Genomic DNA, 24,091 nt, shown 5'->3' with positions numbered 1-24,091 from the left:
TGGCAATGCGTCCGCCGAGACTCGCGATTACTATACGCTGGCGGATTCACAGATCCTCATGGGTCCGAAGCTTCACTTCGAATTGCTTAAAGGAAAAATTTCAATCGTAATGGCGGTCTATAGCGAAGGAGAGGCGGACTTATCGGCCCAAGGCCAACTCGCTCGCGAGGCATTGGACAATGTCCAAGCCTATTTCGGGAATGCGCCCTTTCCAGTCTACACCGTACAGCTCGAACTGCTGCGTCCTCTGGCAGGTCACAAATATGGCTTCAGCCAGGAACACATAAACAGCGGCACATTCACTCTCCCCACGGCGGAGGCGATTACTAATCGATCCAGTGTCGAAGACAAGCAAGTCACGCTCCTCAATTATGCCCACCACATGGCCCATTGCTGGATTCCCAAACGTTCGTACGGCACAGGCTACCTGCCGTTCACATGGGAGATGCCGCCGCTGATAGACACGATATGGTTTAACGAGGGTTTCGCTCGATATGCGGCCATTGCGGCTCTTGCCGAGGCGATGCCGGCAGCGCAGGGAACAGAATTTCGCGAACGACAGCTGCAGCGTCTCCGCCACGTTCTCGATGAAGCCCCAACCTTCATCCGCGAGATGCCACTGCTGGAGCTCTCACGTGAGGCCTCGTTCATGTATGCACTCGACTTTCGCATGGGCAAGAATATTTATTCGCGGGGCGGGCTTATGGCCGCAGAAATGGACGATCGCATCCGTTCACGCACATCCGGAAAGCGCTCGCTGCGTGACAGTCTGCGCTTCCTGCTTGACTGGACCGAGAGGAATCAACGGGCGTTCGAAACCCAGGAGCTTGGAAGATTGCTTTCACAATCCGCGGGCGTGGATGTGCAAGACATTCTTGCACGCTGGATGAAAGCTAATCCCAGGCCGCTGGATTAAGTGACCCCTAGGCTATTGGGCCACAACGTTCGTTCTTTCCCAAAGCCGATATGCGAGAATCATCGCGGCACATGGCATTGGATCAATTTCGCTTCGGCATCTTTGAATTTGACCGAGCCTCGCGCGAGCTACGCCGGGACCGAGTGCTGGTTCGTCTGCAGTCGCAGCCGGCTCAGGTGCTGGATTGCCTGCTTGAAGCCGCGGGACAGGTTGTGTCGAGGGAAGAACTGCGACAGGCCGTATGGCACGACGACACGTTTGTCGATTTCGAACGTGGCCTGAATTTCTGTATTGCGCAAATCCGGGCTGCTCTGAACGATAGTGCCATCGAGCCGCGTTTCATCCGCACGATTCCCAAACGCGGATATCAGTTCATCGCTCCAGTTAGCAAAGCGGCTCCTGGTGATCTACCGCCCCCACGCACCGCCACAAATAGGAAGCGGCTGCGAGTGCAAACGGCGGCAAGCCTCATCGGCGCGTGCTTGCTAATCGCGGCTTCATTCGCAGCAGGTCATTGGGCGAAGACGCGGTCTGCAGGGGACAAGACTCCGATTGTCGCTGTACTGCGTTTTGACAACGAGACCGGCGATCCCAACATGACGCGCTTCAGCGACGCTGTAACCGACATGTTGGTAGTCGAACTCACAGCCAGAAGCGACGGTCATTATCGCGTAATCGGTAACGCTCGTGTGCTGCGAGTCGCACGCGACCAGCGCGATCTCAATGCCGTGGCTTCCTCTCTAGGCGCCTCGTACGCCGTTCTGGGACAGGTGCAGCGTAGCGGGGACGAAACCCGGATTCTCGCCCACCTGATTCATGTGCCCGATCAGACTCACGTGTGGGTCACGCGCATCGATCGCGTTCGCGACGACGAGTTGACGCTCGAGTCGCAGGTGGCGCAAACCGTCGCCAACCAGTTTTCCCCAAAGATACGCCCCACCTTCATTCCATTCGCCTCACGTCCGCGCGCAAGTCTCTGAAACCGAGAGATTTCTCTCCTCACATTTTTCTGGTGCTCTTTCGTGGGGAAATCGCTTGCAATTCGCGCTAGTACGGGCCAAATCTGCGGAAGTAATAAGTGGAGGAGCCCATGTCTGAGAGGTTATCGCGAAGGCGATTCCTGACGGTTACCACGTTAACGATGCCGCTGTGGACGATGGACTTGCATTCGCAGTTTTCACCGCCGAAATCTGACTCGACAGCGAGCGCGAAGAGTTGGTCGAGCGTACCTGCCCCGGGGGATCTCTACCCGGCAGAGCCACCGGAACTGGCGCGGGAGATGGTGCTGGTTTCCCATTTCAGCTTGGCGCGCGTGAAAGAGTTGGTAGCCGCGCGTCCGTCCTTGGCAAAGGCTACCTGGGATTGGGGGTTTGGTGACTGGGAGAGCGCGCTCGGAGCCGCATCCCATATGGGGAATCGCCCGATCGCCGAGCTTCTGCTGGCGAATGGTGCGCATCCTTCCATTTTCTCTGCAAGCATGCTCGGGCAACTGGATGTGGTGAAGGCATTCGTCGCGGCCCACCCAGGCATCCAGCGAACTTCAGGTCCGCACAGCATCAGCCTGCTCGCGCACGCCAAAGCCGGCGGCGAAGCAGCGCGCCCGGTTTTTGAATTTCTGCAGTCACTCGGAGATGCAGGCGGCTCCCCCGAAGCCCCGCTCCCAGACCATGACCTCTCCGCCATTCTCGGAACCTACGTCTTTGGACAAGGTCTCACCCAACAAGTCGATGTGTCCGTTGAAAAAGGAAAACTCACTTGGACGCGCAGGGGCACTATCGGTCGGGTTCTATTCCACTTAGGCGAGCAGGTGTTCTACCCTGGCGGCGCGCCGGCGGTCCGCATTCGTTTCACCGAAGAGGCCGGAGTAAAAGTCATGACTGTGAGCGATCCGGAGGTCGTGCTGGTTGGAAAAATGAACCGCACTGCCGGAAGCTGACGCGAGCACTTGTATCAGGAATAAGAAGCTTCACCCGCTCAAAATTGAATGAGAAGAGATGGGCAGCCTGTCTGCTACATCAACCGCCAGCTTCGCTGCCGCCAAATGAATCGCCAAATGGCAAAGTACGCTAAACCTCCGAGGAGGCCATCTGCGACGGTCCATGAAATGCCGTCGGCGAACATCACGAGGGCGGTTTCGAGCCGCACAATGTTAAGAGCGGCGAAAATTATGGCAGTCGCCGAGAGAAAGGAAAAATTCTGGAGTGACGTGTTCCTGAGATTCCAGAGAAGAGGCACGGATCCAAGATAGACATCGATGAATGTGCAAGAGGTTACGTATTGCACGAGTTGGCCGTTCACGCTGAGCGTATCGAATGAGACTCTCGCTACCGCCAGTCCCAAGAATGCAGAAATACGAAGGAGCGCTTCAGAGGTCAGAAAACACAGCCAATTCCACGCAAACTGATGAGCAACCAGTACGAAGATTGCCACCATCGCTAGGCGACACAAAAAGTCGCGATTTAAACGCGGGAGTGGGACGGCTGACGGGCCGACGGCAATCTTCGCTAGTGGCGTTCCAGTCACTGTAAAGCAGCTTTCTTGCGGCGAACGCGTGTCAGGCTCCAAAAAGCCACCAACGCGGCGAGCGTCAAGAGGGCCACGGACCCTCCTCCTCCTTCGTTCCCAATACCATACCTGTGCTCGACCGTTATGGGCATTGTCTGCGGTCCATTAACCGGCGCTGTGCCGCGATCACTGGTTGCGGTCACGCTGAAGTTGAAGGTAGCGCTGCCGGTAGTGCGGTCGCTCGTAAGTGTGGCGACCGTCTTCAAACTTTCGGCAGTTGGGTTACTGGTGACCGTCACGGGTGTAGGCGTGGAACAGGTTGGCGGTGGTGGTGTTCCTCCCGAAACAGCACAAGTAAAAGTTACGCGGCCGGTAAAGCCATTCAGTGGGATGACGATGATAATCGCCAGAGACGTGCCTCCGGCCGGAGCGGAAATGGTAGGTGGCGTCGGCGGAGTCAACATGACGAGATAGCCGGACGCCTGAGCAATACACATTCCCGGAAAGACAACGGCAACGAACAGCAACAAACAGAAGGGGCCCCAGAACATTCGCTTCATAAAAGGCTCCTTTTGGGACTGGGAAGGCGGATGTGCCGACAACCATACACTTGCCGTCAGCTGACGTCAATCGAAGAACGCAGACGTTTCCCAGTTTGGTTTTGTAAGAAGTGTCTGGATAGTCTTCAGTTCTGACACACGTGCTGCGGATGAATCTTCATCCGCAGGAGCGATGGAAAGATGGATCAATTTCCATCCTTTTTCACTGGGTGCCGGTTACGTGCTAGTTACTCGCTTCCTTTAACAGCTCAGCCGAACGGCAGGAAGCTTGAAAAGGTGGGGAGGTGAATGTGGAGAAAAGGATGGTGGTCTTTATAGCTGTGTACTTCGTGGAACACTCAGCAGTATGGTGTCGCATGCCTGGTACCGGCCGAGAGCGGCCGGAACCTTCATCACAGCCGCGCGTGCAATAAGCGCACTGCCGACCTACTCCTCGCAGGAGATTACCGCGATAGCAATGGCTTGGCGTAGCGCACGGGAATCGCGAAGTTCGAGCCGCCGAAGTCGCGGAGCATGGCTACGTTTACGGCGATCACTCTTCCTTCGGCATTGAATAGTGGGCCGCCTGATCCGCCGGAGGTGGTTTGCGCGTCATAGATGATCTTGTCTGCCAGGACATCGCCGATGTGTCCTTGCGTATTGGTTGGCCGGATGAGGTTGCGATGCGCGAGTTCGTTCACCAGGCTCTTTGCGTCGCCATTCGTATTCTGGGCGATGGCGCGCACAGCATCTTCGCTGGTTCGTGCGAGGATTGCATCTACACCCGTGGGATAGCCGATCAGGACAACTGGCTGTCCGCTCACGGCGGCTTTCGGACTGTCATCCATCGACAGCAGCTTGAGCTTCAGTCCGGAGATGTTGCCTGCGACCACCGCCAGGTCAGCGTCGGAAGAAATTTTCTGCAGGCTTACGGGAATGCCATTGGAGAGGCCGGGAAAGTATGCGGTGGTCTCGACAATTCTCGGCTCTAAGTCGACGGCCTGCTTCAGTAGTTCCGCGATGTCGTCGTTCTTCCACCAGGGCTCGACCACATGATGATTTGTTACGATACGGCCATCGGCTGAAACGAGGAATCCGGTTCCGAAGGCGTCCATATGCACTTCGGGACCTATTCCACCGAGTTGTACCTGTGTTTGCCCATTTGCATCCGCGAGCGGCGAGCCGTTGGGAGTCATTGTGGAGTAGCGGAGAATCAGACCAGAGCCTTTGTCGCGAAAACCAACCACAACATGCAGTAAGCACACACTCGACGAGTACGAGCGGATTACGTCCTGCGCAACCGTGCGTTCGGTTTCGAGCTTCTGCAGGCGTTCGTTCGAAGTGCGAAGCTGACGCTCAAGTTCTGCCACTTGGGATGGATCGGCGCCGGCGATCTTGTCGCGCAGTTCTTTGTTCTGGCGCTTGAGGTCCTGGCGCTGTGCTTCCGTCGAATCGATCGCGTTCTGTTCCGCCTGGGCTCTGGCCTTGCGCGCCAGCTCGAGCAGTTCGCGTTCGCTTGCGATACCAGTTTGCAACTTCGCCAGCGCGGTGTACACGCGAACGTTTTGCCGTTGCGAACCCCAGTAGAGGAAGCCAAGACCTCCAGTGACGAGCGCCGCAACCACGATCAGCAGCGCGACTCCAAGACGCAGTGTTCGTTTGCCTTGATTGAGTGCACGCAGAACGCGGCGAGCTTCCCGACGCGAATTCCTGCCATCGCGTACGGTGGCGCGCAGCTCATCCTCAGGACGCTTCTCGCGAAGTTGAGCGCGCACTCGAGCCAATAACTCGCGATCGTCGAAGGGAACAGAAAGCACCTCGTCGGCACCGAGGTCGAGGCCTCGAATTCTTTCTGCAGGTCCGCCGTCGGCCATCATGATGACGCGAATATGCCGCGCCTGTTCCGATCGCTTAACCTCAGCCAGGAGATCACAGCAGTCCAGATCGGGAGGACTCGCGCCCATAACAATCACGTCCGGCATGGACGCCAGTACCATCTTTAGGGTAGCAGCGATCTGACCGGCGACCTGATAGCCCGCGTCAGTCAGAATTTTGGTGACGTGCTCGCGCGCGGTGGCGTCAACTTCGACTACGAATACCTTGTCAGGCCCAAATTCCATGAAATATTTCCGTCGTCCTTAATCCACTCAGATCCCGCCGATTTGATGTTTGTGCCGGGGAATAGTAGCAGTAATAAGTGAAAACATGCTGTGGAGCTATTTCACAGCACAGGATTCGGGAATTCGAGGATGTTGGGAATGGTTGAAAGGGCACACCCCGGCTGGTCAGAGAGCGTTGTGTCTCTGGCTGCGGACACCTGCGATATGTCCGCACTCTTGCAAGTATTGGTGGACTCTTAGGCTTTGGCGGGCACTGTCTGCGCGGATTGTTGTCGCGCCGCCTGTTGCTGTTGCACGGCCCGGCTTGCGATAGTCATACGCACTGCTTTTTCAAGCTGTGGCGAGGGTTTGGAGGGCTCCGGTGGACTGGCCATCGCGATCAGGTTGCGTCCTATCTGAATTGGCGTTAGCAGCAGTCCCCATGGAAATCCCCACCACCCGAGAAACAGGCTGAAGGCTGTTCCTCCCAATTGGCTTTTCACTCCGCAACTACGGCATGAGATTTGCGGTGTGCTGCTGCATTGCGTAAGAGCTATGGCGGACCATACTTTGTGATTGACGTGGACGTCCACGGGTCCGGAGCCGTTGCATTTTGGGCACGGTCCCTGATGGAATTTCCACACCTGCTCCGTGACGGTCCCTTCGGGAATTTGACGAGAGAACGCCAGTAGCCCTCCGCGACCTTGGCACTTCTGATTACAGAAGCGTCCATTGGCATCCCGTTTGCCGCCAAAGATGATCGTCGAACCACAGTAGTCGCACTTCGCCATCAGAGTCTCCTGAAGTTTCGCCGCAGTCTACGGCGGTCTTCAGACTGGGGAAAGTATCGAAAGGGAACTGTCTTGTGTGTAATCAACCGGCGTGTCAGGCCGTTGTCGCTTTATTCGATGGCCTTTGCGGATAGGTGCTGAACCAGGTTAGGACTTTGTTCCAGAAGATCTCGGGTTGAATGGCGGATGCGCCGCAGTGCGCGGCTCCTGGGACCTTCCAGAGCGATACATACGCAGGATGTTTTGCGGCGATCAGCTCAGAATGGTGAGGGAGAATGTTGATGTCGTCGGAGCCGTGGATTAACAGAATGGGAGTTGAGGAGTGGCCAACAGCTTCTACGGGGCTATCCCGGTCGAAGTCGAGGCCGTAGCGGAGCTTGGCGTAGTCGATTCCCACTTCGACCGGCAGTCGCAGCAGCGTGCGTCCGATCCAGGTCGGAGCTCTCACGTAGAATGCAGCGCGTTCATACGCAACGGACCGGAATGTCGAGAATGGCGACTCGGCGACTATGGCGCAAAAACGATCTTCGGCGGTGAGGCTGTCGAGGACGATTGCGGCGCCCATGGACTCGCCGAATCCGTAGACGCACTTTGATTGCCGGCCAGTGTAGAGCCAGTCGACCCAGCGATGGATATCATCACTCTCGCGTAGTCCGTAGGTTGCGAGTGCGCCTCCGCTCTCGCCGTGAGCGCGGGAGTCGGGGAGCAACACGCCGTATCCACGGTTCAGAAACATGGCTGCGAAATCGGCAATACCTTCGCGATTGTCGGCGACGCCGTGCAGCATGAGGACATCGCGTCCATTCGCTAGGCGAGGACGTGCGTACCAGGCCCTCAGAATGATGCCGTCTTGCGCGGTAATCTCTACATTCTGAAGTTCGGTGCCATAACGGGCATAGACGAAAGCGGCTGTCGCCGCCTGTTCATTTTGCGGGATCGCACGTCTCCAGGGATGAAGCTGGAGTTCGGCGAGCGTGATGCCTCCCGCGATGGAGAAGAACAGATACGCGGTGGCCGTCGCAATCAAAATCCGGCGCAGGAGACGCATGCTCATGATACGAGACTAAGGGATAGGAAGTTCGATTAGCTGAAAAAAGCAATACTTTAGCCTTACTGATAGACCGAATTACCGAAGCCCTGCTGACGGGCTGTGTCCTGAAGATCGTTGAGTTCGGCTTTCTGCTGCTCCAACTCTGCTTTCAACCGCTCTGCCAACAGCTCTTTTTGATGCTGGCGCTGGTTGTACTCGGGAGCGTTGGTGTAGATGTTGCGGTTGTTTTGAACGTAGTTTACGGAGGCCTGAAGCTTGTCGATCCGTTCCTGAAGAGCGGCGATCAGGTCCTTCTGCTTCTGAATCTTTGCCCGCAATTGATCGGCTGGGCTAGCTGGTTGAGCCTTCTCTTTGTCGGGCGCGAAGCCTGGGCGTTTGGCCGTGACGGCAGCTTTCCTGTCATCCGTTGATTCGGACTTACGGATATTTTCGTCGGTGTAAACCTTCTTGGTTGTCGAAGAGGGTTGTGATTCGGATTTCTGACTTTTGCTCTCTTTTTGCTGGCGGGCGAGGGCGCCCAGCGATTGCGCATGGCTTGCCAGTGAGAATGTCACGATTGCAAGAATGGTGGCAGAGAAAAAACATCTGCGGAGCATCGGCACAATCCTCAGGCAATAATTCGAAAAAGCTACGGCAACCATGCCCTAAATGGAAATGAAGAGCAAGATTACTTACGGTTGCATCAACGATGGTCTGGCAGACCTATGTAAACCGCTGTTAATGTGACGCGGGAGCTGATGGACAGGGCCGGAGGTCCTATTCATTCGTTCGTTTAGGGAGACACATCTGGGAATCGCGACATGGTGGCGCATATCACTTGAAAGGCCATTCAGCCAGAACGCACCCATCCCGCTGGTTCGAATCACGGAGTTGAGAGGCGCACCCAGACGGTGTGCCAGTAGGAGGTCAAGGAGCTTTAGCTGGCAGCGGCGACGTCGCGATTCACGGCCGCATAGCTAGCCGCCAGCGCGTCGATCTGCTTCATGTGATGGCGGGTGTGCAGCAGATGAAATTTGCGCCATCCGCTTAGGCGAATTGGTCCCAAAACAGGATGATCGGCGACCTTCATTTTTTCCCCAAAACGCTTTTCGCATTCCGCAAACGCCAGATCCATTTTTTCCAGATTCGCGAAGATCAATTCCCTGGCCTCGCGGCCCGTAATTCCTGTTGGTTCAACCCGCTTAGGAGATTTCCTGCCATACGGGATGTAGCCGAATGTCAGGACGCAGAGTTGTGCGGCGCGATGCCTCAGAGTTGGCGAAGTGGCGAGCGGACGTCCTTCTCTCAACATTTTCTGAAAGAGGCTCGCGGTCGTGCCGAAGGTGAGAGCCAGGTGCTCGAGGATGGCCGCGGAATCCCATTTGCCGTCGGGATGCAGCCGGAACTGTTGTTCAGAGAGGCCGTCGGTTGAGTTGGCCACTGCGTCTCGAATCTGCTTGGTGGTCGGATGCACGTCCCTTACTCCGAGAGTGTTAAGACTTTCGTTTCTATAAACCCTGTCGGTTGCAATCAGTAGCGGAATCTTTGCTATCGATGCCACTGGAACGAAAAGGGTTGAACTTTCTTTGCGTGGAAATCTGCGCCACATCGCGACGCTCCTTTCGACGTTGTCAGCTTGATTCCCAAGCACAGCAATCACGTATGTGACTACAACTGACTGTATTATTACCTCCGATGACGACGATTTGGAAGGTGTTTCTAGCGCTGTGCGTGGCGTTCGCGATGATCGCTTGCTCTTCATCTCCGACTGGGGGAGAAGCGGCCTCTGCCCCATCAAAACCCGCTCCGCCAAAGCCGAGCGAGTCGGAGAGCGGTCGCGTTGTCTTTCAGCGGCTCTACACCACTTCACGCGGTTGGGCCGGCGACACGCAGCCGGTCAGCCTGCAGTCACAGAACTACAAGCATGCCGGCGGCAATCCAGATGCGCCGCTTGGACATGACGGTAAATCAGCAATCTGGCGCGGACTCTTCGCCTCAGCCTCACGTCGTTCGATGAAGACCTACATGTGGTCGGGCCTGACTGGTCCAGACGCGCCCAATCCTGGCATTACTCCCGGAACCGAAGATGCTTGGAGCGCGACCAATACCTCTACGCAGCCATTCCAACTCGTGTACCTGAAATTCGACAGCGATCAGGCCTTCGAAACCGCGCGAAAGCACGGAGGAGCCGCCCTACTCAAGAAAGAAGCGGACCTTCCTGTGAACTACACCTTGGGATGGGAGGCACGAAAATCCATGCTGGTGTGGCATGTTCTCTACGGCCGAAGTACCAGCTCTCCTGACCTCGACGTCGTGGTAGACGCGACTACGAATCAGTTCGTACGCGTGGAAAAATAGCGCGGGAAGCCACCGGACATGTCTACAGAGCGACGTCTGAACCGTGCCTTGCCAATTTCGTTCCCGCGGGTTGTCAAATTATTCAAGTTACTTAAGAGTTCCAGTACGACAAATTGCCATTTGAGCCCTGGCTGCGGCTATGGAAAATCAATGCTTTGAGTATGACGGGCGCCGCGCGGTCGCTCCCTTCCGGCGCGTTGCCCTTGATCTGAACTTCCGCTGAATTCAACTATGTTTTTATCGATTCGCAGATTTTTGAATCCATCGATTGTAGTTTCAGGGCTGCTGTTGTTTGCATCGACTGATCTGTTCGGGCAGGACGGGAGCGTGCACATTGGTGCCTTTGTTGGGAGATGGCTCACGTCGAGCAAACAGGGCGTAGTGGAGATTTATGAGTGTGGCGGCACACTATGCGGTCGGGTGGTCGGTCTCCGGCGCAATCGGGACGGGAATGGGGTGCCGTGGCGGGATGGATACAGTTCCGATCCCGAAGCGCGCAATCGGCCAGTTTGCGGCAGTATGGTCTTTAGGAATCTGCAGTGGAATGACCAACGGTCCAACTGGGCTGGGAGGCTCTACGACGCCGAAAACGGCAAAGAATATGAAGGCCGATTGACCGTAGACCGGCCGGGAGAGATGCGCCTTCGGGGCTCGCTTGTTCACTTCTCATGGTGGAGCGAAACCGTCACTTGGACTCTCTACCAAGGCGAACTTGGCGCCGATTGCGAAATGAGAGACTCAGCTCGCTGAGACGGAACGAGATTCGACGTGCGAAGGTGACCAGAAAACCAAGGCGCCGGGAAGGCGCAGGATCGACCCCGATTGGTAAGTGTTAGATAATCTTGTTCGAGAATAATTTCCTTTCAGGACTGTTCTTAGGATTCTTCAGGTCGCTTTCCATGTGCAGAAATATTAAGACTCTTTTCAATTTTGATCCGCCAGTCACTAACGATGAAGTGCGAGCAGCTTCGTTGCAGTTTGTGCGGAAGATCAGCGGATTCAACAAGCCCTCAAGGGGCAACGAGGCTGCATTTCACAAAGCTGTCGATGAAGTCGCGGCTGTCTCTGCGCGTTTCTTGCGCTCACTTGAGACGACAGCTCCGCCGAAGAATCGCGAGGAAGAGGCTGCCAAGGCCAAGGCTCGTGCTGTCGAGCGATTCGGAGCATGAATTAGAAGGCGCTAGCAATCCAGCCACAAATTATCGGACGCGGACAGCTCGTCTTTTGGAAGCACGCGAACCTGCGCCGTTCGCTTGGCCAGAATTCGCCGCTTCGACTCGCAGGTGGCAGTAGTTGCGCCAGTAGCCGACGGTAACTTCTTGAAATGTGCGGCTGGCTTCAGCGGGATTCTTCGTGGCCAGTGCATCCAGAATCTGCTGGTGTTGCTTGACGGCTGCACCGTATCCGTCCATTACGTCGTGATACTTCAGCAGGACGCATGCGAACAACGCGCATGTGATGCGATCGAGGGCGGCGCTCAGGTGTTCGTTAGCAGAGATCTCCCAGACCCGAGAATCTTCCAGTTCGCTGCGAAGATACGATTCTGATCTGATTACGATAGAGGCGCAGCCCAGCTGAGTCTCTACTCTCACTCGGCTACCCAACAAGCTTCGCTTTTTTCGAGCGAGCCGACGACCGCGCCTCTTTCCCTGCTTGTTTCTTACTTTGTCCCGATTTGGTCGTCGACTGCCGGCTGGTCCGAACGCCGCGAGCCGATTGCGGCTTCGCATCTGCCCCAGCTGCCAACTCTCCTACCTTGGGCAGGTGCTGTTTGAGCGTGAGTACAGTTGAGAAGATGTCACCCATCTTCTCAACTCGAGCCAACACTTGCTTGGAATCGAAGACAAGCAGATTGGCGTTTTTTTTCCTCAGGCATTTCTCAACTTCTTCCCAGGTTACCGGAGTCGATACCGTGGGCCGCTCCTTGGCACGGAGTGAGTAGACGTTGATGGTGGTCTTGTGTTCGTCATTTTGACTCCAGTCGACAAACACTTTGCCCGTCCGCAACGCTTTCTTCATATCGGAAACAATCAAATCTGGGTGTTCCTGCTCCAGCAGGCGAGCAAGCGCATGGGAGAAACCTTTCGTCTCGTTATAGGTGATTGGGGTATTTAGAGGAACGTACATTTGTAGCCCTTTTGAACCTGATGTCTTGGGGAAGGAGTGCAGACCGAAACGATCAAAAATAGCCTTCAGCCAGAAAGCCACTTGGCAACAGAGGACAATGTCGGCTGGAGGACCAGGATCAAGGTCGAAAACCATCATCGTGGGCTGCTCGATCTTGTTACCGTACGAAAGTGAGGTGTGCAGCTCGAGATCTGCGAGGTTTGCCGCCCAGACCAATGTGGGGAGATCCTGCGCCAGGCAGTACTGCATATAGTCGTTGCGTCCATGGCTGTAAATGGACGCGGTCTGCACCCAGTCCGGCCGATGCTTGGGACAGTTCTTTTCGTAAAAAAACATGCCATTCACGCCTTCGGGATACCGCTTCAGGGTGAGAGGGCGGTCCTTGAGATGTGGGAGCAGTACCGGAGCGATGCGTACAAAATAGTCGATTACCTGTCCTTTCGTGAATCCGACCGCCGGGTAGAGAACTTTTTCGAGATTCGATAGCTTCAGGGTCTTTCCCTCGATCTGAATGACCGTTTCCTTCTTCGCCACGATCCGATTCCTTTCTATGTGCTGTGCATGGTTCGATGCAGGTGGAGCAATGTACCATTCCATGCCGGGAACAGCGCCACCTCGTGATTTCCCATAAAAGTTAATACACAAGCTAATACGAAGTGGAGCGGTAGTTTCAATTCCAGCCGTGCTGTTTGGTTTCCACGGACGAAAGTCCAGAAATCCTAAGCTGCTGCCTCACGATTTTCCCATACAAGACCGCAACATAGGGCTTATGAATTGCCATCTAAGCCTAAGCCGTGCCAGACACTCAAAAGCCATTGCCGGTGAGCTCTTCGCGACCCCCGCAATTCGCGCCAGAACAGGAGCATCTATTTCGCGAGGTGCTCAAGCTTCTGAACGCGAACCGCCTCCCCTACGCGATCTCAGGAGCATTTGCGCTACATGAACATACTGGCATCTGGCGCGATACCAAGGACCTCGATGTGTTTCTAGCGGCGGACCAGGTCTCGCTAATCATGCAAGCACTTAACGAGCTCGGGTTAGAAACGGAGATTTGCGATCCGGTATGGTTGTGCAAAGCGCGGCAGGCAGGGTATTTCGTCGATCTCATCTCCGGGATGAGCAACGGGGTAATTCGAGTGGACCAGTCGTGGATTGATCGTGCGAGCCGATCGGAAGCATTCGGAATTCCGGTAAAGGTGCTTGCACCTGAGGAGTTAGTCGCTTCCAAGCTCTTTGTTGCGTTCCGCGAGCGATTCGATGGCTCGGATATTGCGCATGTCTTATATGCCGCCGGCAAGAGGATGGATTGGCAACGCCTTCTACATCTGGCTGGGGAACATTGGGGTGTGCTGCTGTGGTCTCTGGTCTTGTTTCACTACGTTTATGCGAGCTCAGATGCAGTGCCAAAATGGGTTTGGAGCGAATTGCTGGGTAAGTTCATCCGGGAACTGGGAGGCTCTGAACCTAAGGCACAATTCCGTGGCAGCCTGATCGATGAAAGAATGTTTGCCATTGATGTCTCCGAATGGAATCTGGAAAATCTGATCGAGAAGTATCGAGCGCAAGCTGAGCCAAAAATCGAGGAGCCGAAGATCAATGAAGTGGCGGAGCCGGCGGCATGAAACGCTTTCCCATGCCGCAGTGGAATGGCCCAAGCAAGAGTAAGAATCATGCGTATCGCCGCGCTAGGTGACCTGCACTTCTCACCCCAGAGCTATGACCGCATTCGCGAAGCCATGAACCGGCTTCGGGACGAAGCTGATCTGCTGATTCTTGCTGGAGATATTACCAATCTGGGAAAGCCTGAAGAGATGGAGTCGATGCTGGCGACGTTTATGCGGCTGCGCGTCCCGATTGTGGCGGTGCTCGGGAATCACGACTTCGAGTGCGGCAGACACGAGGAACTGGCCAAAATGATGGCCGCCGAAGGCGTGAAGGTTCTCGACGGCAGCGGGTATGAGCGCGATGGCGTCGGTTTTGCCGGAACTAAAGGGTTTATTGGCGGCTTTGGGCGTGGCGTCCTGACCGCTTTTGGAGAGCCCGAAGTGAAAGCCTTTGTCCAGAGTGCAATCAACGAGACTCTTAAGCTCGAGCGAGCATTGTCGATGCTGCGCACAGAAAAGCGCATTGTGGTAACGCACTATTCACCGGTTGTCGATACCGTGAGAGGTGAGCCTGAGCAGATATTTCCTTATTTGGGCAGCAGTCGGTTGGCAGAGGTGATCGATCGTCATCAGGCTGTTCTGGCCATACATGGCCACGCACATCATGGAGCACTCGAAGGAAAGACGACGGGCGGAGTTCCCGTCTATAACGTGGCTCTGCCGTTGTTAATGGCGAGAACGCCCGCGGCCCCTTATCGGCTGTTTGATCTTTAGGCATCACCCTGTCAACGCTCGAGGGTGAGAGGCAACCGTGCCTATCGCGCCGACAATGAGGGTAGGGACTGAAGCGCGGTCAGCAAATCCTCGTTTGCGTCGAGGCGTTTATTTACCTGGCCAAACGCCGCGCTAATCCCAGAGCAGATTTGCTCATTCTTTCTTAAAGCCTCGAACAAGTCAGGACAGTTGGGATCGCGTTCCGCAATCGCCTTATACACTAGGCGCTCGGTGTATACGCGTTCGAACAGTTCAGCTACGCTCTTTGATCCGCCATTTCTGCCGTTTTCTCGCGCCACGTCTGTTTTCTGCGGAATCTCCATGAGCCTTGCGCCTTCGACCACCCTGGGGCTCTCAATCAGCCGTACTCCCTCCTCTATCTTGGCCCCATCTACTAACCTCGTGCTCTCCAGTAATCTGGCGCCTTCAATCACTTTGGCTGACTCCGTGAAGTTGCCGTTCACCGGTTTGCTCGCTTGGGCACTTTCCGACTTCGAGGTCTCCTGCGGGCGAAACGTCACTCGTCCGCAACCGTCGCCACGGCATATCAGCGCGAACAGCGAAAGCGTCTTTCCATCCTCGGTCGATTGCAGACGCACGCTAATCTTTTCCAGATCGGTGTTCCCGCATGTGCAGGTGATCATTTTGTTCTTATGGACCATCGGGCAGTTCTCCACTTCCAATACCGATCAAGTGCTATTCCTCGTCGAGCTTGTTCTCGGCTGAGACGACATCTTTCACTAGTTCGAGTTCTGCCGGCTGCTCATGCACGTGAGCAACCTTTACACGACGTGCAGGCAGCGTAATCGCATCGGCGCGCATGAAGTGACCGTTATGAATGAGTACATGGAATCGGAACCAATCAGTCCGGAACATGCGGCCTGCGGCGAAGAAGGTGATTGAGATGTCGACAATGCCATCAAAGTCCTTGCCTGTCATCCCAGTAAGGCGCTCGCCAATGCTCTCGGTCCAGGTCATGCCTCCGATCAGTGGATCGTTTAGAGTGCATTTCTCGAATGGCCTGGCACCAGTGAGATTACGGAATTGCAACACTTCGAGCAGGACCGAAGCTTTGGCGAGGTTGGTGACGTAAATTTCCAACTCCGTGGCGGACAGGCGGCGCAACTTAATGTGCAGCTCGGGCGCCCATTCGCGCTCGAACTCTTCGCGTGCGAGGGCAAGTCCCTTATCGGTGGCTTCTACCTGGCGAAGCGTTGCGCGCGCGAGCACCAAACTGAAAATACACGTGATGATAGTGGCAACTATCGGCACGTAGTTGATCAGGGTTGTTACTAAACCGCTGTGGTCGCCAAGCCAGGACATAGCTGCGCGCAAGAGTACCTAAATCTATGGTGTGCGCCCTAGATGCGTCTGGGATAGGGCCTTTGGTAACAACGCGCGAGATCATTGGAAGCAAGGGAACTTGCGGGGGTTACTCGTTAGGTCCAATGCACTGCCGAGCTAAATGGAATTGACCGGCCGGGCGCTCTCGCCCGGTGACTGTGAGGTTTCAACTATAAGAATTGCGCCAGTTTGCGGGATTCTCCTATGCCGGGCGCGGGCGCCCGGCGCCTCCGTTATGAAAAACTGCGGCAGTTCAGCCGATCTGTCTCGGCTGGACTGTCACGCCATTTCGAGTAAAGGTGAATTGCAACAGCCATGTCTTGGGAGTCTGTGTAGAGGCGAACGTCCACTCCTGGGCGGATTGCATTGCGAGATTCGCAAAGTAGCGGCTTGGTCCGGTAGATGTGAATTCTGCCCTTTCAACATTGCCGCGTCCATCGACGTGCGCGCGTACCGATACTTTCAGCTTTCCCCGAATGGTTCTGAGAGCTTTCTGCGGGACATCGGGAACTACCTGACGGACCACTTGATTGCTAGCGTCCGTTTCCGGTGTCGCGGTCGATGCTTGTGGACGGGCGGAGGTGCGTGGCAATGCTTGAGGCGATGCCGTGTTCGCTGCAGACTTACGCTGTTGGCTCGGGCCACGGTGTGGTAAGGCCGCAAGGAGCAAGATGATCCCGATCATCGCCGCGATCGGGATCGCATAGAGCCACTTATTGCTGATGGCTTGTTGCTGTTTCCAAGGCTCAGCCACAGGCTTAACCTTAGATTGCTCGTTTATCTCCAGGGAAGACTCCCTGACGGCGGCAGACCTTCCCGGAGCGTTGAGTCGTGCCACGATCTCCGTTATCTTCCATCGGCTGCGGGGATCGCGTACGACACATTGCCTGGCGATCTCAGCAAAAGGTTCCGGCATTCTGGTCGGGAGCATAGGTTCGCCTTGCAGCCGATCAGTCCAGGTTGGTAGACGCTGCGTGAGAGCCTCGGACAAAGTCATTCCCAGTGACCAGACGTCACCTGCGGGAGTGAATCCTTCATTTGAAGTTTCTGGTGCATCGTAAGCTGTGCGCTTGCCAGGAACAGGATTGCCAGATCGGCAGAGTCGGTCGCTTGAGAGTTTTATCTGTTCACCGGCAACCAGAATGTTTGCGGGCTGCAGATGTCCGTGAGCGAATCCATTGTTGTGAATGAATGTTAGCCCTTCCAGAGTGGGCGTGAGCAGGGCATGCGTTTCTTCTCGCGTCAAGGGACGCTGCGGAAGTATCTGCGAGAGCGTCTCGTCCGCGTACTCCATTGCTACAAATAGCAGTTGATGGTGCTCGAGTTGCCACCTTCCTATATCGAAGGTCTGAAGCAGGTGAGGATGCGAAAGCTTGGCCGCGAGCTGGAGGCGCCCGAGCTGAACGTCGGCGCTGCCTTCGTCTGCTGCGATCAGCTTAATCGCTGCTTGCTTTGGAATCTCTCCGGGAATTTCTGTGAGGAACACGGCGCTGTGATCGGAGCCGCCGATGTATTGGCGCAGAGGGTACTTACCGTCTACGACCTTTCCTTCCCACCGCTTGCTTTGTTCAAACACAATGTCGCCGCTCGCTGTTTGGGTCGCTTCGAGCATGGAAATCTGCTCCTTGGGAGTTTTTCGTTCAGGACGGCAGCGCTCGGGCAATTATGCCTTGTCTGGGAGTAGAGTTGCCAGCACGAAAGGGAAAGAACGAGGAGGCAATCGGCATTCGGCTGTGGGCATTCGGCCAGTCGATCTAGGTGGGTAATTCACCAACGGGCATAGTGGTTGAATGCCGACTGCCGATTACCTGCCTCGTTTGACAGGGCTTTTAGCGAGCATTTAGCTTCGCAGGTAGTTCGGAAGGAGACACCATGTCCCGAGCTGTTCGTCTTTATTTGTCTCTGCTTACCGCCGTTCTTTCCACGTTGGTTGCCGCCCAGGATGTTGCGTCGTTTGAGAAGAAGACTCAGGTTAAGACACTGGCTAATGGACTGACCCTTGTCGTCTCTGAGCGGCATGAAGCACCAGTCTTCTCGTTTTATGCGCATGTTGATGCCGGCTCCGCTCAGGATCCGAAGGGCGAGACGGGCATGGCACATATGTTCGAACACATGGCCTTCAAAGGCACGCCAACCATAGGCACCGCGAACTACGCTGCCGAAAAGCCGGCAATGCAAAAGGAGGAGGAGGCATATCTTGCGCTGCAGCATGAGCGCTTAAAGCGCGTCGGCAACGATCCAAAGAAGCTAGAGCAGCTGGAGAAAGAGTTTCTTCAGGCGCAAGAAGAGGCTGACAAATATGTAAAGAAGAATGAATTTAGCGAAATCATCGAAGCACAGGGCGGGCAGGACCTGAATGCGGCCACGGGGGAAGACGAGACTTCCTACTTTTACTCTATGCCTGCGAACCGGCTGGAGCTGTGGGCCTATCTTGAGTCTGAGCGCTTCCTCCACCCAGTGCTGCGCGAGTTTTACCAGGAGCGCGATGTCGTATTTGAGGAGCGCCGCATGCGCACAGATTCAAGTCCGATCGGGCGCATGATCGAGCAATTCCTGGCTACCGCTTACTCGGCACATCCGTATCGCAATCCCAATGTGGGATGGCCCTCAGACCTCGCCAGCCTGACGCGAACGGACGCGCAGAGGTTCTTTGACACCTATTATGTCGCGTCGAACATGACGATTGCGGTTGTGGGAGACGTGAAGCCGGACGAGGTTTTCGCGCTTACCGAGAAATACTTTGGCCGCCTGCCCGCTAAGCCCAGACCGGAGGACCTCCACACTGCAGAGCCCGAACAGGTGGATGAGCGCAGTATCACCATTCCCGAGCCGTCGCAGCCGATCTACCTCGAGGGCTATCACCGTCCTGACTTTCGTGATCCAGATGATGCGGTGTATGACGCCATCGCCGACTTACTTTCCGAAGGCAGGACCTCGCGTTTGTACCGCTCGCTCGTTCGCGACAAGAAGATTGCTGCCGCCGCAGTAGGATTTACTGACTTTCCGGGAGTGAAATATCCGAGTCTGTTCGGTTTTTATGCAGTTCCCATTCAGGGGCACAAGCCTGCGGAACTTCAGACTGCTTGTCGTGAAGAGATGGAACGAATGAAGACGCAGGACGTAAGTGACGCCGAATTACAGATGGTGAAGACGCGAGCAAAGGCTAACTTGATACGAGGTCTTGGCGAGAATAGCGGTCTGGCGGCTCAGCTCGCATTGGCCCAGGCTCGGTACGGAGATTGGCGCGAGTTGTTCTACAACATCGATCGTTTGCAGAAGGTCACGAAAGAGGATATTCGTCGCGTGGCGAATAAGACATTCACGGCGACCAATCGGACGGTGGCTGTGGTCGAAACCGTCGCCCCGCCGGCGCCAGCTAGTCCGAATGGACCGGGAGGTGGACGATGACCGGAATGTCCCTTCTTCAAAGGAAGCTCTTAAAATCTATCATTCTGAGCCCTGCCTTTTGGCGAAGGATCTCCCGCGATGCATCAGATGTAAATGCGGCCGGTGCGGCGCTTCGGCCAGAAATCAAAAAGTACTGGCCTAAGTGCCGGGAAAGAGCCATTAAATCTTCGACATTCCCGGAGATCCTGCGCCCAAAGGCAAGGCTCAGGATAGCAATTCCCAAAAGGAAACCTGCGGAGCTTGCAGCGGGGTGTTTCTTGCTGCTTTGCACTGTCCTTTCCATTGGTTCTCTCGCCTTAGCGCAGCAATCTTGGCAGCAAGTCCCAATTCCACCCCTAGCCAAGTTCACACCCCAGGAACCAAACCGCATTCAACTGCCCAACGGCATGGTGATTTTTCTTCAGGAAGACCACGAATTGCCGTTGATCAGCGGGACAGCGTTGATCAAAGGCGGGTCGAGTTCTGAGCCTGCGGCCAAGACAGGCATGATGTCCATCTACACCGCCAGTTGGCGCACCAGCGGGACGGAGAAGAAGACCGGGGACCAGCTCGACGATGAACTCGAGGCAATCGGCGCAAAGGTTGAAACCGGCGGAGGCGTGGATACAACATCCGCAAGCTTCAATTGTCTCAAGGAAAACTTCGACCAGGTATTTGCCGACTTCCTCGATGTGCTCGAGCATCCCGTGTTCCGTGAGGACAAGATCGCTCTGGCAAAGCGCCGTCTTGCCACTGCGATCTCTCGCCGGAACGACGAAATTGACAGCATTGCCGGCCGCGAGGCGGCCAAGCTCGGTTACGGGAAAGATAGCCCTTATGGCCGCGAGGCGGAGTACTGGACTGTTGCTGCAGTTACCCGTCAGGACCTGCTCGACTGGCACAAGCGTCACCTCTCTCCCAACAACGTCATTTTCGGTATCGTCGGCGACTTCGATTCCAAGCAGATGGAGAGCCGTCTGCGCGCAGCCTTCGGCTCCGAAGCGAAAGGAACGCCTTATAATCTACCTCAGATTCCCGTTCCGGGACCCAAGTCAGGTGTATATCTGGCCGAGAAGACGGATGTGAATCAAAGTGAGATCGCGATGCTCGGCGTTGGAATTCGCCGCGATAATCCCGATTATTTTGCTGTGCGCGTCATGAATGAGATATTCGGGGGCGGATTCTCATCACGCCTGTTCAAGAACCTGCGCTCCAAACAGGCACTCGCGTATTCAGTCGGCGGAGGAATCGGTGCCGGCTACAACCATCCCGGGCTGATCGATATCAGCATGGGGACAAAGAGCGCTTCGACCGCGAAGGCGGTGGCAGCTCTCTATGAGCAGATCGATGATCTGCTCAATAATCCTCCGACCGAAGAGGAACTCAAACAGGCACGGGATTCGATTCTCAACGGTTTTATCTTTGCGTACGATTCGCCGGACAAAGTTCTTAGCGAACAGCTTACGTATGAGTTGTACGGATATCCGAAGGATTTTCTCGAACGTTTTCGCGGCGCGGTCGAGAAGGTGACCAGTGCCGACGTTCACCGCGTCGCTCGAAAGTACATCGATAAACGGAAGCTGGCTGTACTTGTAGTCGGAAATCCCAAAGAGTTCGATAAGTCGCTGGCTGAGTTTGGTCAAGTGACGAAACTGGACATCAGTATTCCCACCGCGCCGCCTGGAGCGAAGTCCGCGTCAGCGGCTGGACAGGACTAAACATAGGCCCAGAGAACGCGATCCAGGAGAGTAGAATCCGTTCGCACAAGGAGAGACCAATGAATGCTCGTCGAAGGTTCGCCGCTTGTCTTTGCGGAGTACTCATCTTTGCTGTTTCGGCTCAGGCTAAGACTAAGGGAACAACGGTTCAGTTAAAGAACGGCCAAGGCGAGGATGTGGGTACGGCAACAATCTCATCCGCCGGGAAAAAGGGCGCGAACATAAAGCTCGATGCGAAGAATTTGCCGCCAGACGAGCACGCCATTCATATCCATCAGAGTGCTAAATGCGATGGACCGGATTTCAAGTCTGCAGGTGCGCATTTTAATCCCGATAACAAGAAGCATGGTTTGGGAAATCCGGACGGTCACCATGCCGGCGATATGAAGAACTTTACGGTGAGCGAGAATGGCACTGCGAAAACGACAGTCAACGATCCTGACCTCACACTGGGCAGCGACAGCCATTCAGTGTTCAGCAATGGCGGTACTGCACTGGTGATTCACGCGAAGGCTGATGATATGAAGACAGATCCTTCGGGCAATGCCGGTGACCGGATCGCTTGTGGAGTGATTACAAAGTAGGGATGAGTTGGTCTTGCTTGCGTCGTTCCGGCTGCCCTCGGCCGGAACACGGTCGAGGAACCCAGGAATGCATTTCGTAAGACCAATATCTCTTCGCAGCAAATGTGAGTCAGGCAGCTACTCGTCTAAACCAAGTACATTAAATTGTCAGTCTTGTACCGGCCGAGGGCGGCCGGACTTCCTATCCTAACATCGCTTCATCTCGTCTTGACCTCACATGGCTCGCGCATGTTCAATACCTCCTTCGCCCATGAAATTAATTCAAGTCGTCCGCACTCTTGCGCTGAGTGCTCCAATGTTTGGAGTGCTTGCGCTCCCGGCGCAGAACGCGCCTGCTTATCCAAATTTTCCCAGTGAAACCCCAACCAACTTTGAGCCCGCAACTTCAACCTGGGATTACACGCGTCGCGAACTAATGATTCCGATGCGCGACGGAGTGCGGCTTCACACCGTGATTTTGATCCCAAAAGGGGCCAAGCACGCGCCGATCCTGCTGACGCGGACCCCTTACGAAGCCAATGCGCTTACGAATCATGCTTACAGCGCGCATCTCGGACCGATCCTGAACGGCTACGACAATGCCGTCGATGTAATCATGGAGGGCGGCTATATCCGAGTGGTGCAGGACATTCGCGGCAAGCACGATTCGGAAGGCGATTACGTCATGACGCGCCCACTCCATGGTCCCCTGAACCCGACGCCCGTCGATCATTCTACCGACACGTACGACACCATCGACTGGTTGGTGAAGAACATTCCTGAGACAAATGGAAAAGTTGGCATTCTGGGAATCTCCTACGACGGATTTCTTCCATTGATGGCCCTAGTGAATCCTCATCCAGCCCTAAAAGTAAGCGTGCCGATGAATCCGATGGTCGACGGCTGGATGGGCGACGACTGGTTCCATAATGGGGCTTTCCGCGAACAGAACATGCCTTATATCTACGAGCAGGAAGCATCGCGGAAGAACGACTTCAAGTGGTGGAGAAGCCACTACGACGACTACGACGAATTCATGCAGGCAGGATCGGCAGGCGAACTCGGACGTCAGCATGGGCTCGAGCAGGTGGGATTCTGGCGCAAGATCCTCGAGCATCCCAGCTACGACAGCTTCTGGCGTGAGCAGGCGATGGATAAGATTCTCGCCGCGCAGCCGCTCAAGATTCCCATGATGCTGGTCGATAGCCTGTGGGACCAGGAAGACATCTACGGCGCACCCGCGGTCTACAGAGCGCTCAAGCCCAAAGACACGAATAATGACAAGGTCTTTCTCGTGATGGGACCGTGGAGCCACGGCCAAGAGATACACGAAGGCAGCGCGCTGGGGGATATTAAGTTTGGCAGTGACACGGCGCTATTTTTTCGGCAGCACATACTTGGTCCGTTCCTTGCGCAATATTTGAAAGACGATGCGCCGAAGGCGGACGTTCCTACAGTCTCGGCCTTCGAAACTGGAACAAACGCGTGGAGACGTCTGCCGGCGTGGCCTGCCGGCTGTGAGAATGGTTGCAAAGTTCAAGCCAAGCCTCTCTACTTCAATGCTGATCGTAAGCTGAGCTTCAACGCTCCGAAACCTGGCGACGCTCAGTTTGAGGAATATGTCTCCGATCCCGCGAAGCCTGTGCCGTATCGCTCTCGTCCGAATGTCCCGGTATATTTTCCCGGATCGACATGGTCGCAGTGGTTAGTCGACGATCAGCGCGAACCCTCGGGACGGCTTGACGTTGTGTCGTTTGTGACCGATGTATTGATCGAGCCGGTGAAAATCAGCGGTCAGCCGATGGTGAATCTAGTCGCTTCTACCAGCGGCACCGACTCGGATTGGGTGGTGAAGGTGATTGATGTCTATCCCGATGAAGTCGCCGAGCAACCAGCGATGGGCGGCTATCAGTTGATGGTTTCGGCAGACATCTTCCGGGGCAGATATCGTGAGAGTCCGGAGAATCCGAAAGCCATCACGCCTGACAAGCCTCTGCTGTACAAATTTTCATTGCCTACAGCAAATCATGTTTTCAGGCCTGGACACCGGATCATGGTGCAGGTGCAGTCAAGCTGGTTCCCGCTGTATGATCGCAACCCGCAAACGTTTGTGTCCAATATTTTTTGGGCCAAGCCGGGAGAGTATCGCAAAGCGACCCAGCGCATATATCACGCTGCGGGACAAGCGAGCTTTGTGGAGTTGCCGGTCGTGACAGGAAGATAAAAGCAACGAGAGGATAGAGGGGCCGCCGCGCGCCCTCGAGAGAAGGTTGTTGGGTCGCTGAATCGACAACCTGAATAGATCAAATTCCCGAATACCTGGGTAACTTACGTCT

Annotated in this window: 23 protein-coding genes and 1 pseudogene; 12 read left to right on the top strand and 12 right to left on the bottom strand. The window is 55.4% G+C overall.

Annotation, left to right across the window (positions count from 1 at the left end):
- From DMG62_19230 to DMG62_19220, 3 genes and pseudogenes are all read left to right on the top strand, one after another.
- A partial coding sequence (locus tag DMG62_19230) for a hypothetical protein (protein ID PYY21357.1) occupies positions 1–916 on the top strand: 916 nt, incomplete at its 5' end.
- A gap of 71 nt (positions 917–987) precedes the next feature.
- A complete protein-coding gene (locus tag DMG62_19225; GenBank protein PYY21356.1) occupies positions 988–1,896 on the top strand; it encodes a hypothetical protein in 909 nt (302 codons plus the stop codon).
- Positions 1,897–2,195: 299 nt separating this feature from the next.
- Positions 2,196–2,534 (top strand): annotated as a pseudogene (locus DMG62_19220) (hypothetical protein).
- Between the two features lie 392 nt (positions 2,535–2,926).
- Here DMG62_19220 and DMG62_19215 read toward each other — a convergent pair.
- From DMG62_19215 to DMG62_19185, 7 genes are all read right to left on the bottom strand, one after another.
- Positions 2,927–3,349 (bottom strand): hypothetical protein, encoded by a 423-nt coding sequence (locus tag DMG62_19215; protein ID PYY21355.1) that lies wholly within the window; start codon positions 3,347–3,349, stop codon positions 2,927–2,929.
- 86 nt (positions 3,350–3,435) lie between these two features.
- Positions 3,436–3,981, bottom strand: coding sequence for a hypothetical protein (locus DMG62_19210; protein ID PYY21354.1), 546 nt, complete (start codon positions 3,979–3,981; stop codon positions 3,436–3,438).
- Positions 3,982–4,424: 443 nt separating this feature from the next.
- Entirely contained in the window at positions 4,425–6,080 is a 1,656-nt protein-coding gene (locus tag DMG62_19205) for a hypothetical protein (GenBank protein ID PYY21353.1), read from the bottom strand.
- Positions 6,081–6,316: 236 nt separating this feature from the next.
- Positions 6,317–6,850 carry a hypothetical protein gene (locus DMG62_19200; protein PYY21352.1) on the bottom strand — a complete coding sequence of 178 codons (534 nt, stop codon included), beginning with the start codon at positions 6,848–6,850 and terminating at the stop codon, positions 6,317–6,319.
- Positions 6,851–6,944: 94 nt separating this feature from the next.
- Positions 6,945–7,904 (bottom strand): hypothetical protein, encoded by a 960-nt coding sequence (locus tag DMG62_19195; GenBank protein ID PYY21351.1) that lies wholly within the window; start codon positions 7,902–7,904, stop codon positions 6,945–6,947.
- A 56-nt stretch (positions 7,905–7,960) separates the two neighbouring features.
- A complete protein-coding gene (locus tag DMG62_19190; GenBank protein PYY21350.1) occupies positions 7,961–8,497 on the bottom strand; it encodes a hypothetical protein in 537 nt (178 codons plus the stop codon).
- A 320-nt stretch (positions 8,498–8,817) separates the two neighbouring features.
- Complete coding sequence (locus tag DMG62_19185; GenBank protein ID PYY21349.1) at positions 8,818–9,675, bottom strand: hypothetical protein; 858 nt, start codon at positions 9,673–9,675, stop codon at positions 8,818–8,820.
- Between the two features lie 218 nt (positions 9,676–9,893).
- Here DMG62_19185 and DMG62_19180 point away from each other — a divergent pair, with 218 nt between their 5' ends.
- The 3 genes from DMG62_19180 (at position 9,894) to DMG62_19170 (ending at position 11,407) form a co-directional block, all read left to right on the top strand.
- Positions 9,894–10,238, top strand: coding sequence for a hypothetical protein (locus DMG62_19180; protein PYY21348.1), 345 nt, complete (start codon positions 9,894–9,896; stop codon positions 10,236–10,238).
- Positions 10,239–10,469: 231 nt separating this feature from the next.
- Entirely contained in the window at positions 10,470–10,988 is a 519-nt protein-coding gene (locus tag DMG62_19175; GenBank protein PYY21347.1) for a hypothetical protein, read from the top strand.
- A 149-nt stretch (positions 10,989–11,137) separates the two neighbouring features.
- Positions 11,138–11,407 carry a DUF2277 domain-containing protein gene (locus DMG62_19170; GenBank protein ID PYY21361.1) on the top strand — a complete coding sequence of 90 codons (270 nt, stop codon included), beginning with the start codon at positions 11,138–11,140 and terminating at the stop codon, positions 11,405–11,407.
- A 30-nt stretch (positions 11,408–11,437) separates the two neighbouring features.
- Here the strand turns inward: DMG62_19170 and DMG62_19165 are convergent, their stop codons facing one another.
- Together DMG62_19165 and DMG62_19160 are read right to left on the bottom strand one after the other, a co-directional pair.
- Entirely contained in the window at positions 11,438–11,830 is a 393-nt protein-coding gene (locus tag DMG62_19165; protein ID PYY21346.1) for a hypothetical protein, read from the bottom strand.
- 4 nt (positions 11,831–11,834) lie between these two features.
- A complete protein-coding gene (locus DMG62_19160) occupies positions 11,835–12,962 on the bottom strand; it encodes an ATP-dependent DNA ligase (protein PYY21345.1) in 1,128 nt (375 codons plus the stop codon).
- Between the two features lie 197 nt (positions 12,963–13,159).
- On the opposite strand from DMG62_19160, the gene DMG62_19155 reads away from it, so the two are divergent.
- On the top strand, positions 13,160–13,987 hold the full coding sequence (locus DMG62_19155) for a hypothetical protein (GenBank protein PYY21344.1): 828 nt from the start codon (positions 13,160–13,162) through the stop codon (positions 13,985–13,987).
- Between the two features lie 48 nt (positions 13,988–14,035).
- A complete protein-coding gene (locus DMG62_19150; GenBank protein PYY21343.1) occupies positions 14,036–14,743 on the top strand; it encodes a metallophosphoesterase in 708 nt (235 codons plus the stop codon).
- 41 nt (positions 14,744–14,784) lie between these two features.
- On the opposite strand, the gene DMG62_19145 is transcribed toward DMG62_19150, so the two are convergent.
- The 3 genes from DMG62_19145 to DMG62_19135 form a co-directional block, all read right to left on the bottom strand.
- Positions 14,785–15,405 (bottom strand): hypothetical protein, encoded by a 621-nt coding sequence (locus DMG62_19145; GenBank protein ID PYY21342.1) that lies wholly within the window; start codon positions 15,403–15,405, stop codon positions 14,785–14,787.
- 34 nt (positions 15,406–15,439) lie between these two features.
- Positions 15,440–16,066: a hypothetical protein gene (locus DMG62_19140; protein ID PYY21341.1), complete on the bottom strand. Its 627-nt coding sequence runs from the start codon at positions 16,064–16,066 to the stop codon at positions 15,440–15,442.
- A gap of 274 nt (positions 16,067–16,340) precedes the next feature.
- Entirely contained in the window at positions 16,341–17,699 is a 1,359-nt protein-coding gene (locus DMG62_19135; GenBank protein ID PYY21340.1) for a hypothetical protein, read from the bottom strand.
- 314 nt (positions 17,700–18,013) lie between these two features.
- On the opposite strand from DMG62_19135, the gene DMG62_19130 reads away from it, so the two are divergent.
- The 4 genes from DMG62_19130 (at position 18,014) to DMG62_19115 (ending at position 23,979) form a co-directional block, all read left to right on the top strand.
- Positions 18,014–19,495 (top strand): peptidase M16, encoded by a 1,482-nt coding sequence (locus DMG62_19130; GenBank protein PYY21360.1) that lies wholly within the window; start codon positions 18,014–18,016, stop codon positions 19,493–19,495.
- Entirely contained in the window at positions 19,492–21,192 is a 1,701-nt protein-coding gene (locus tag DMG62_19125; protein ID PYY21339.1) for an insulinase family protein, read from the top strand. The genes DMG62_19130 and DMG62_19125 overlap by 4 nt, the downstream gene beginning before the upstream one ends.
- 59 nt (positions 21,193–21,251) lie before the next feature.
- Positions 21,252–21,776: a superoxide dismutase gene (locus DMG62_19120; GenBank protein ID PYY21338.1), complete on the top strand. Its 525-nt coding sequence runs from the start codon at positions 21,252–21,254 to the stop codon at positions 21,774–21,776.
- A gap of 250 nt (positions 21,777–22,026) precedes the next feature.
- Positions 22,027–23,979, top strand: a complete 1,953-nt coding sequence (locus DMG62_19115; GenBank protein PYY21337.1) for a glutaryl-7-ACA acylase — start codon at positions 22,027–22,029, stop codon at positions 23,977–23,979.
- Positions 23,980–24,091 lie beyond the last annotated feature (112 nt).

Source organism: Acidobacteriota bacterium, from assembly GCA_003225175.1.
In the GTDB taxonomy this organism is placed as follows: Bacteria; Acidobacteriota; Terriglobia; order Terriglobales; family Acidobacteriaceae; genus Gp1-AA112.
The sequence above is the reverse complement of the archived record's forward strand: the minus strand, read 5'-3'. Positions and strand labels throughout refer to the sequence as shown.

Bases quoted from the DNA above. Each gene is read 5' to 3' on its own strand.
- DMG62_19175 (PYY21347.1), top strand. From the start codon at position 10,470: ATGTTTTTATCGATTCGCAGATTTTTGAATCCATCGATTGTAGTTTCA.
- DMG62_19140 (PYY21341.1), bottom strand. From the start codon at position 16,066: ATGTCCTGGCTTGGCGACCACAGCGGTTTAGTAACAACCCTGATCAAC.
- DMG62_19120 (PYY21338.1), top strand. From the start codon at position 21,252: ATGAATGCTCGTCGAAGGTTCGCCGCTTGTCTTTGCGGAGTACTCATC.
- DMG62_19195 (PYY21351.1), bottom strand. From the start codon at position 7,904: ATGAGCATGCGTCTCCTGCGCCGGATTTTGATTGCGACGGCCACCGCG.
- DMG62_19205 (PYY21353.1), bottom strand. From the start codon at position 6,080: ATGGAATTTGGGCCTGACAAGGTATTCGTAGTCGAAGTTGACGCCACC.
- DMG62_19160 (PYY21345.1), bottom strand. From the start codon at position 12,962: ATGGAATGGTACATTGCTCCACCTGCATCGAACCATGCACAGCACATA.
- DMG62_19210 (PYY21354.1), bottom strand. From the start codon at position 3,981: ATGAAGCGAATGTTCTGGGGCCCCTTCTGTTTGTTGCTGTTCGTTGCC.
- DMG62_19115 (PYY21337.1), top strand. From the start codon at position 22,027: ATGAAATTAATTCAAGTCGTCCGCACTCTTGCGCTGAGTGCTCCAATG.
- DMG62_19225 (PYY21356.1), top strand. From the start codon at position 988: ATGGCATTGGATCAATTTCGCTTCGGCATCTTTGAATTTGACCGAGCC.
- DMG62_19125 (PYY21339.1), top strand. From the start codon at position 19,492: ATGACCGGAATGTCCCTTCTTCAAAGGAAGCTCTTAAAATCTATCATT.
- DMG62_19145 (PYY21342.1), bottom strand. From the start codon at position 15,405: ATGGTCCATAAGAACAAAATGATCACCTGCACATGCGGGAACACCGAT.
- DMG62_19135 (PYY21340.1), bottom strand. From the start codon at position 17,699: ATGCTCGAAGCGACCCAAACAGCGAGCGGCGACATTGTGTTTGAACAA.
- DMG62_19200 (PYY21352.1), bottom strand. From the start codon at position 6,850: ATGGCGAAGTGCGACTACTGTGGTTCGACGATCATCTTTGGCGGCAAA.
- DMG62_19215 (PYY21355.1), bottom strand. From the start codon at position 3,349: ATGGTGGCAATCTTCGTACTGGTTGCTCATCAGTTTGCGTGGAATTGG.
- DMG62_19185 (PYY21349.1), bottom strand. From the start codon at position 9,675: ATGGGGCAGAGGCCGCTTCTCCCCCAGTCGGAGATGAAGAGCAAGCGA.
- DMG62_19190 (PYY21350.1), bottom strand. From the start codon at position 8,497: ATGCTCCGCAGATGTTTTTTCTCTGCCACCATTCTTGCAATCGTGACA.
- DMG62_19170 (PYY21361.1), top strand. From the start codon at position 11,138: ATGTGCAGAAATATTAAGACTCTTTTCAATTTTGATCCGCCAGTCACT.
- DMG62_19150 (PYY21343.1), top strand. From the start codon at position 14,036: ATGCGTATCGCCGCGCTAGGTGACCTGCACTTCTCACCCCAGAGCTAT.
- DMG62_19180 (PYY21348.1), top strand. From the start codon at position 9,894: ATGAAGACCTACATGTGGTCGGGCCTGACTGGTCCAGACGCGCCCAAT.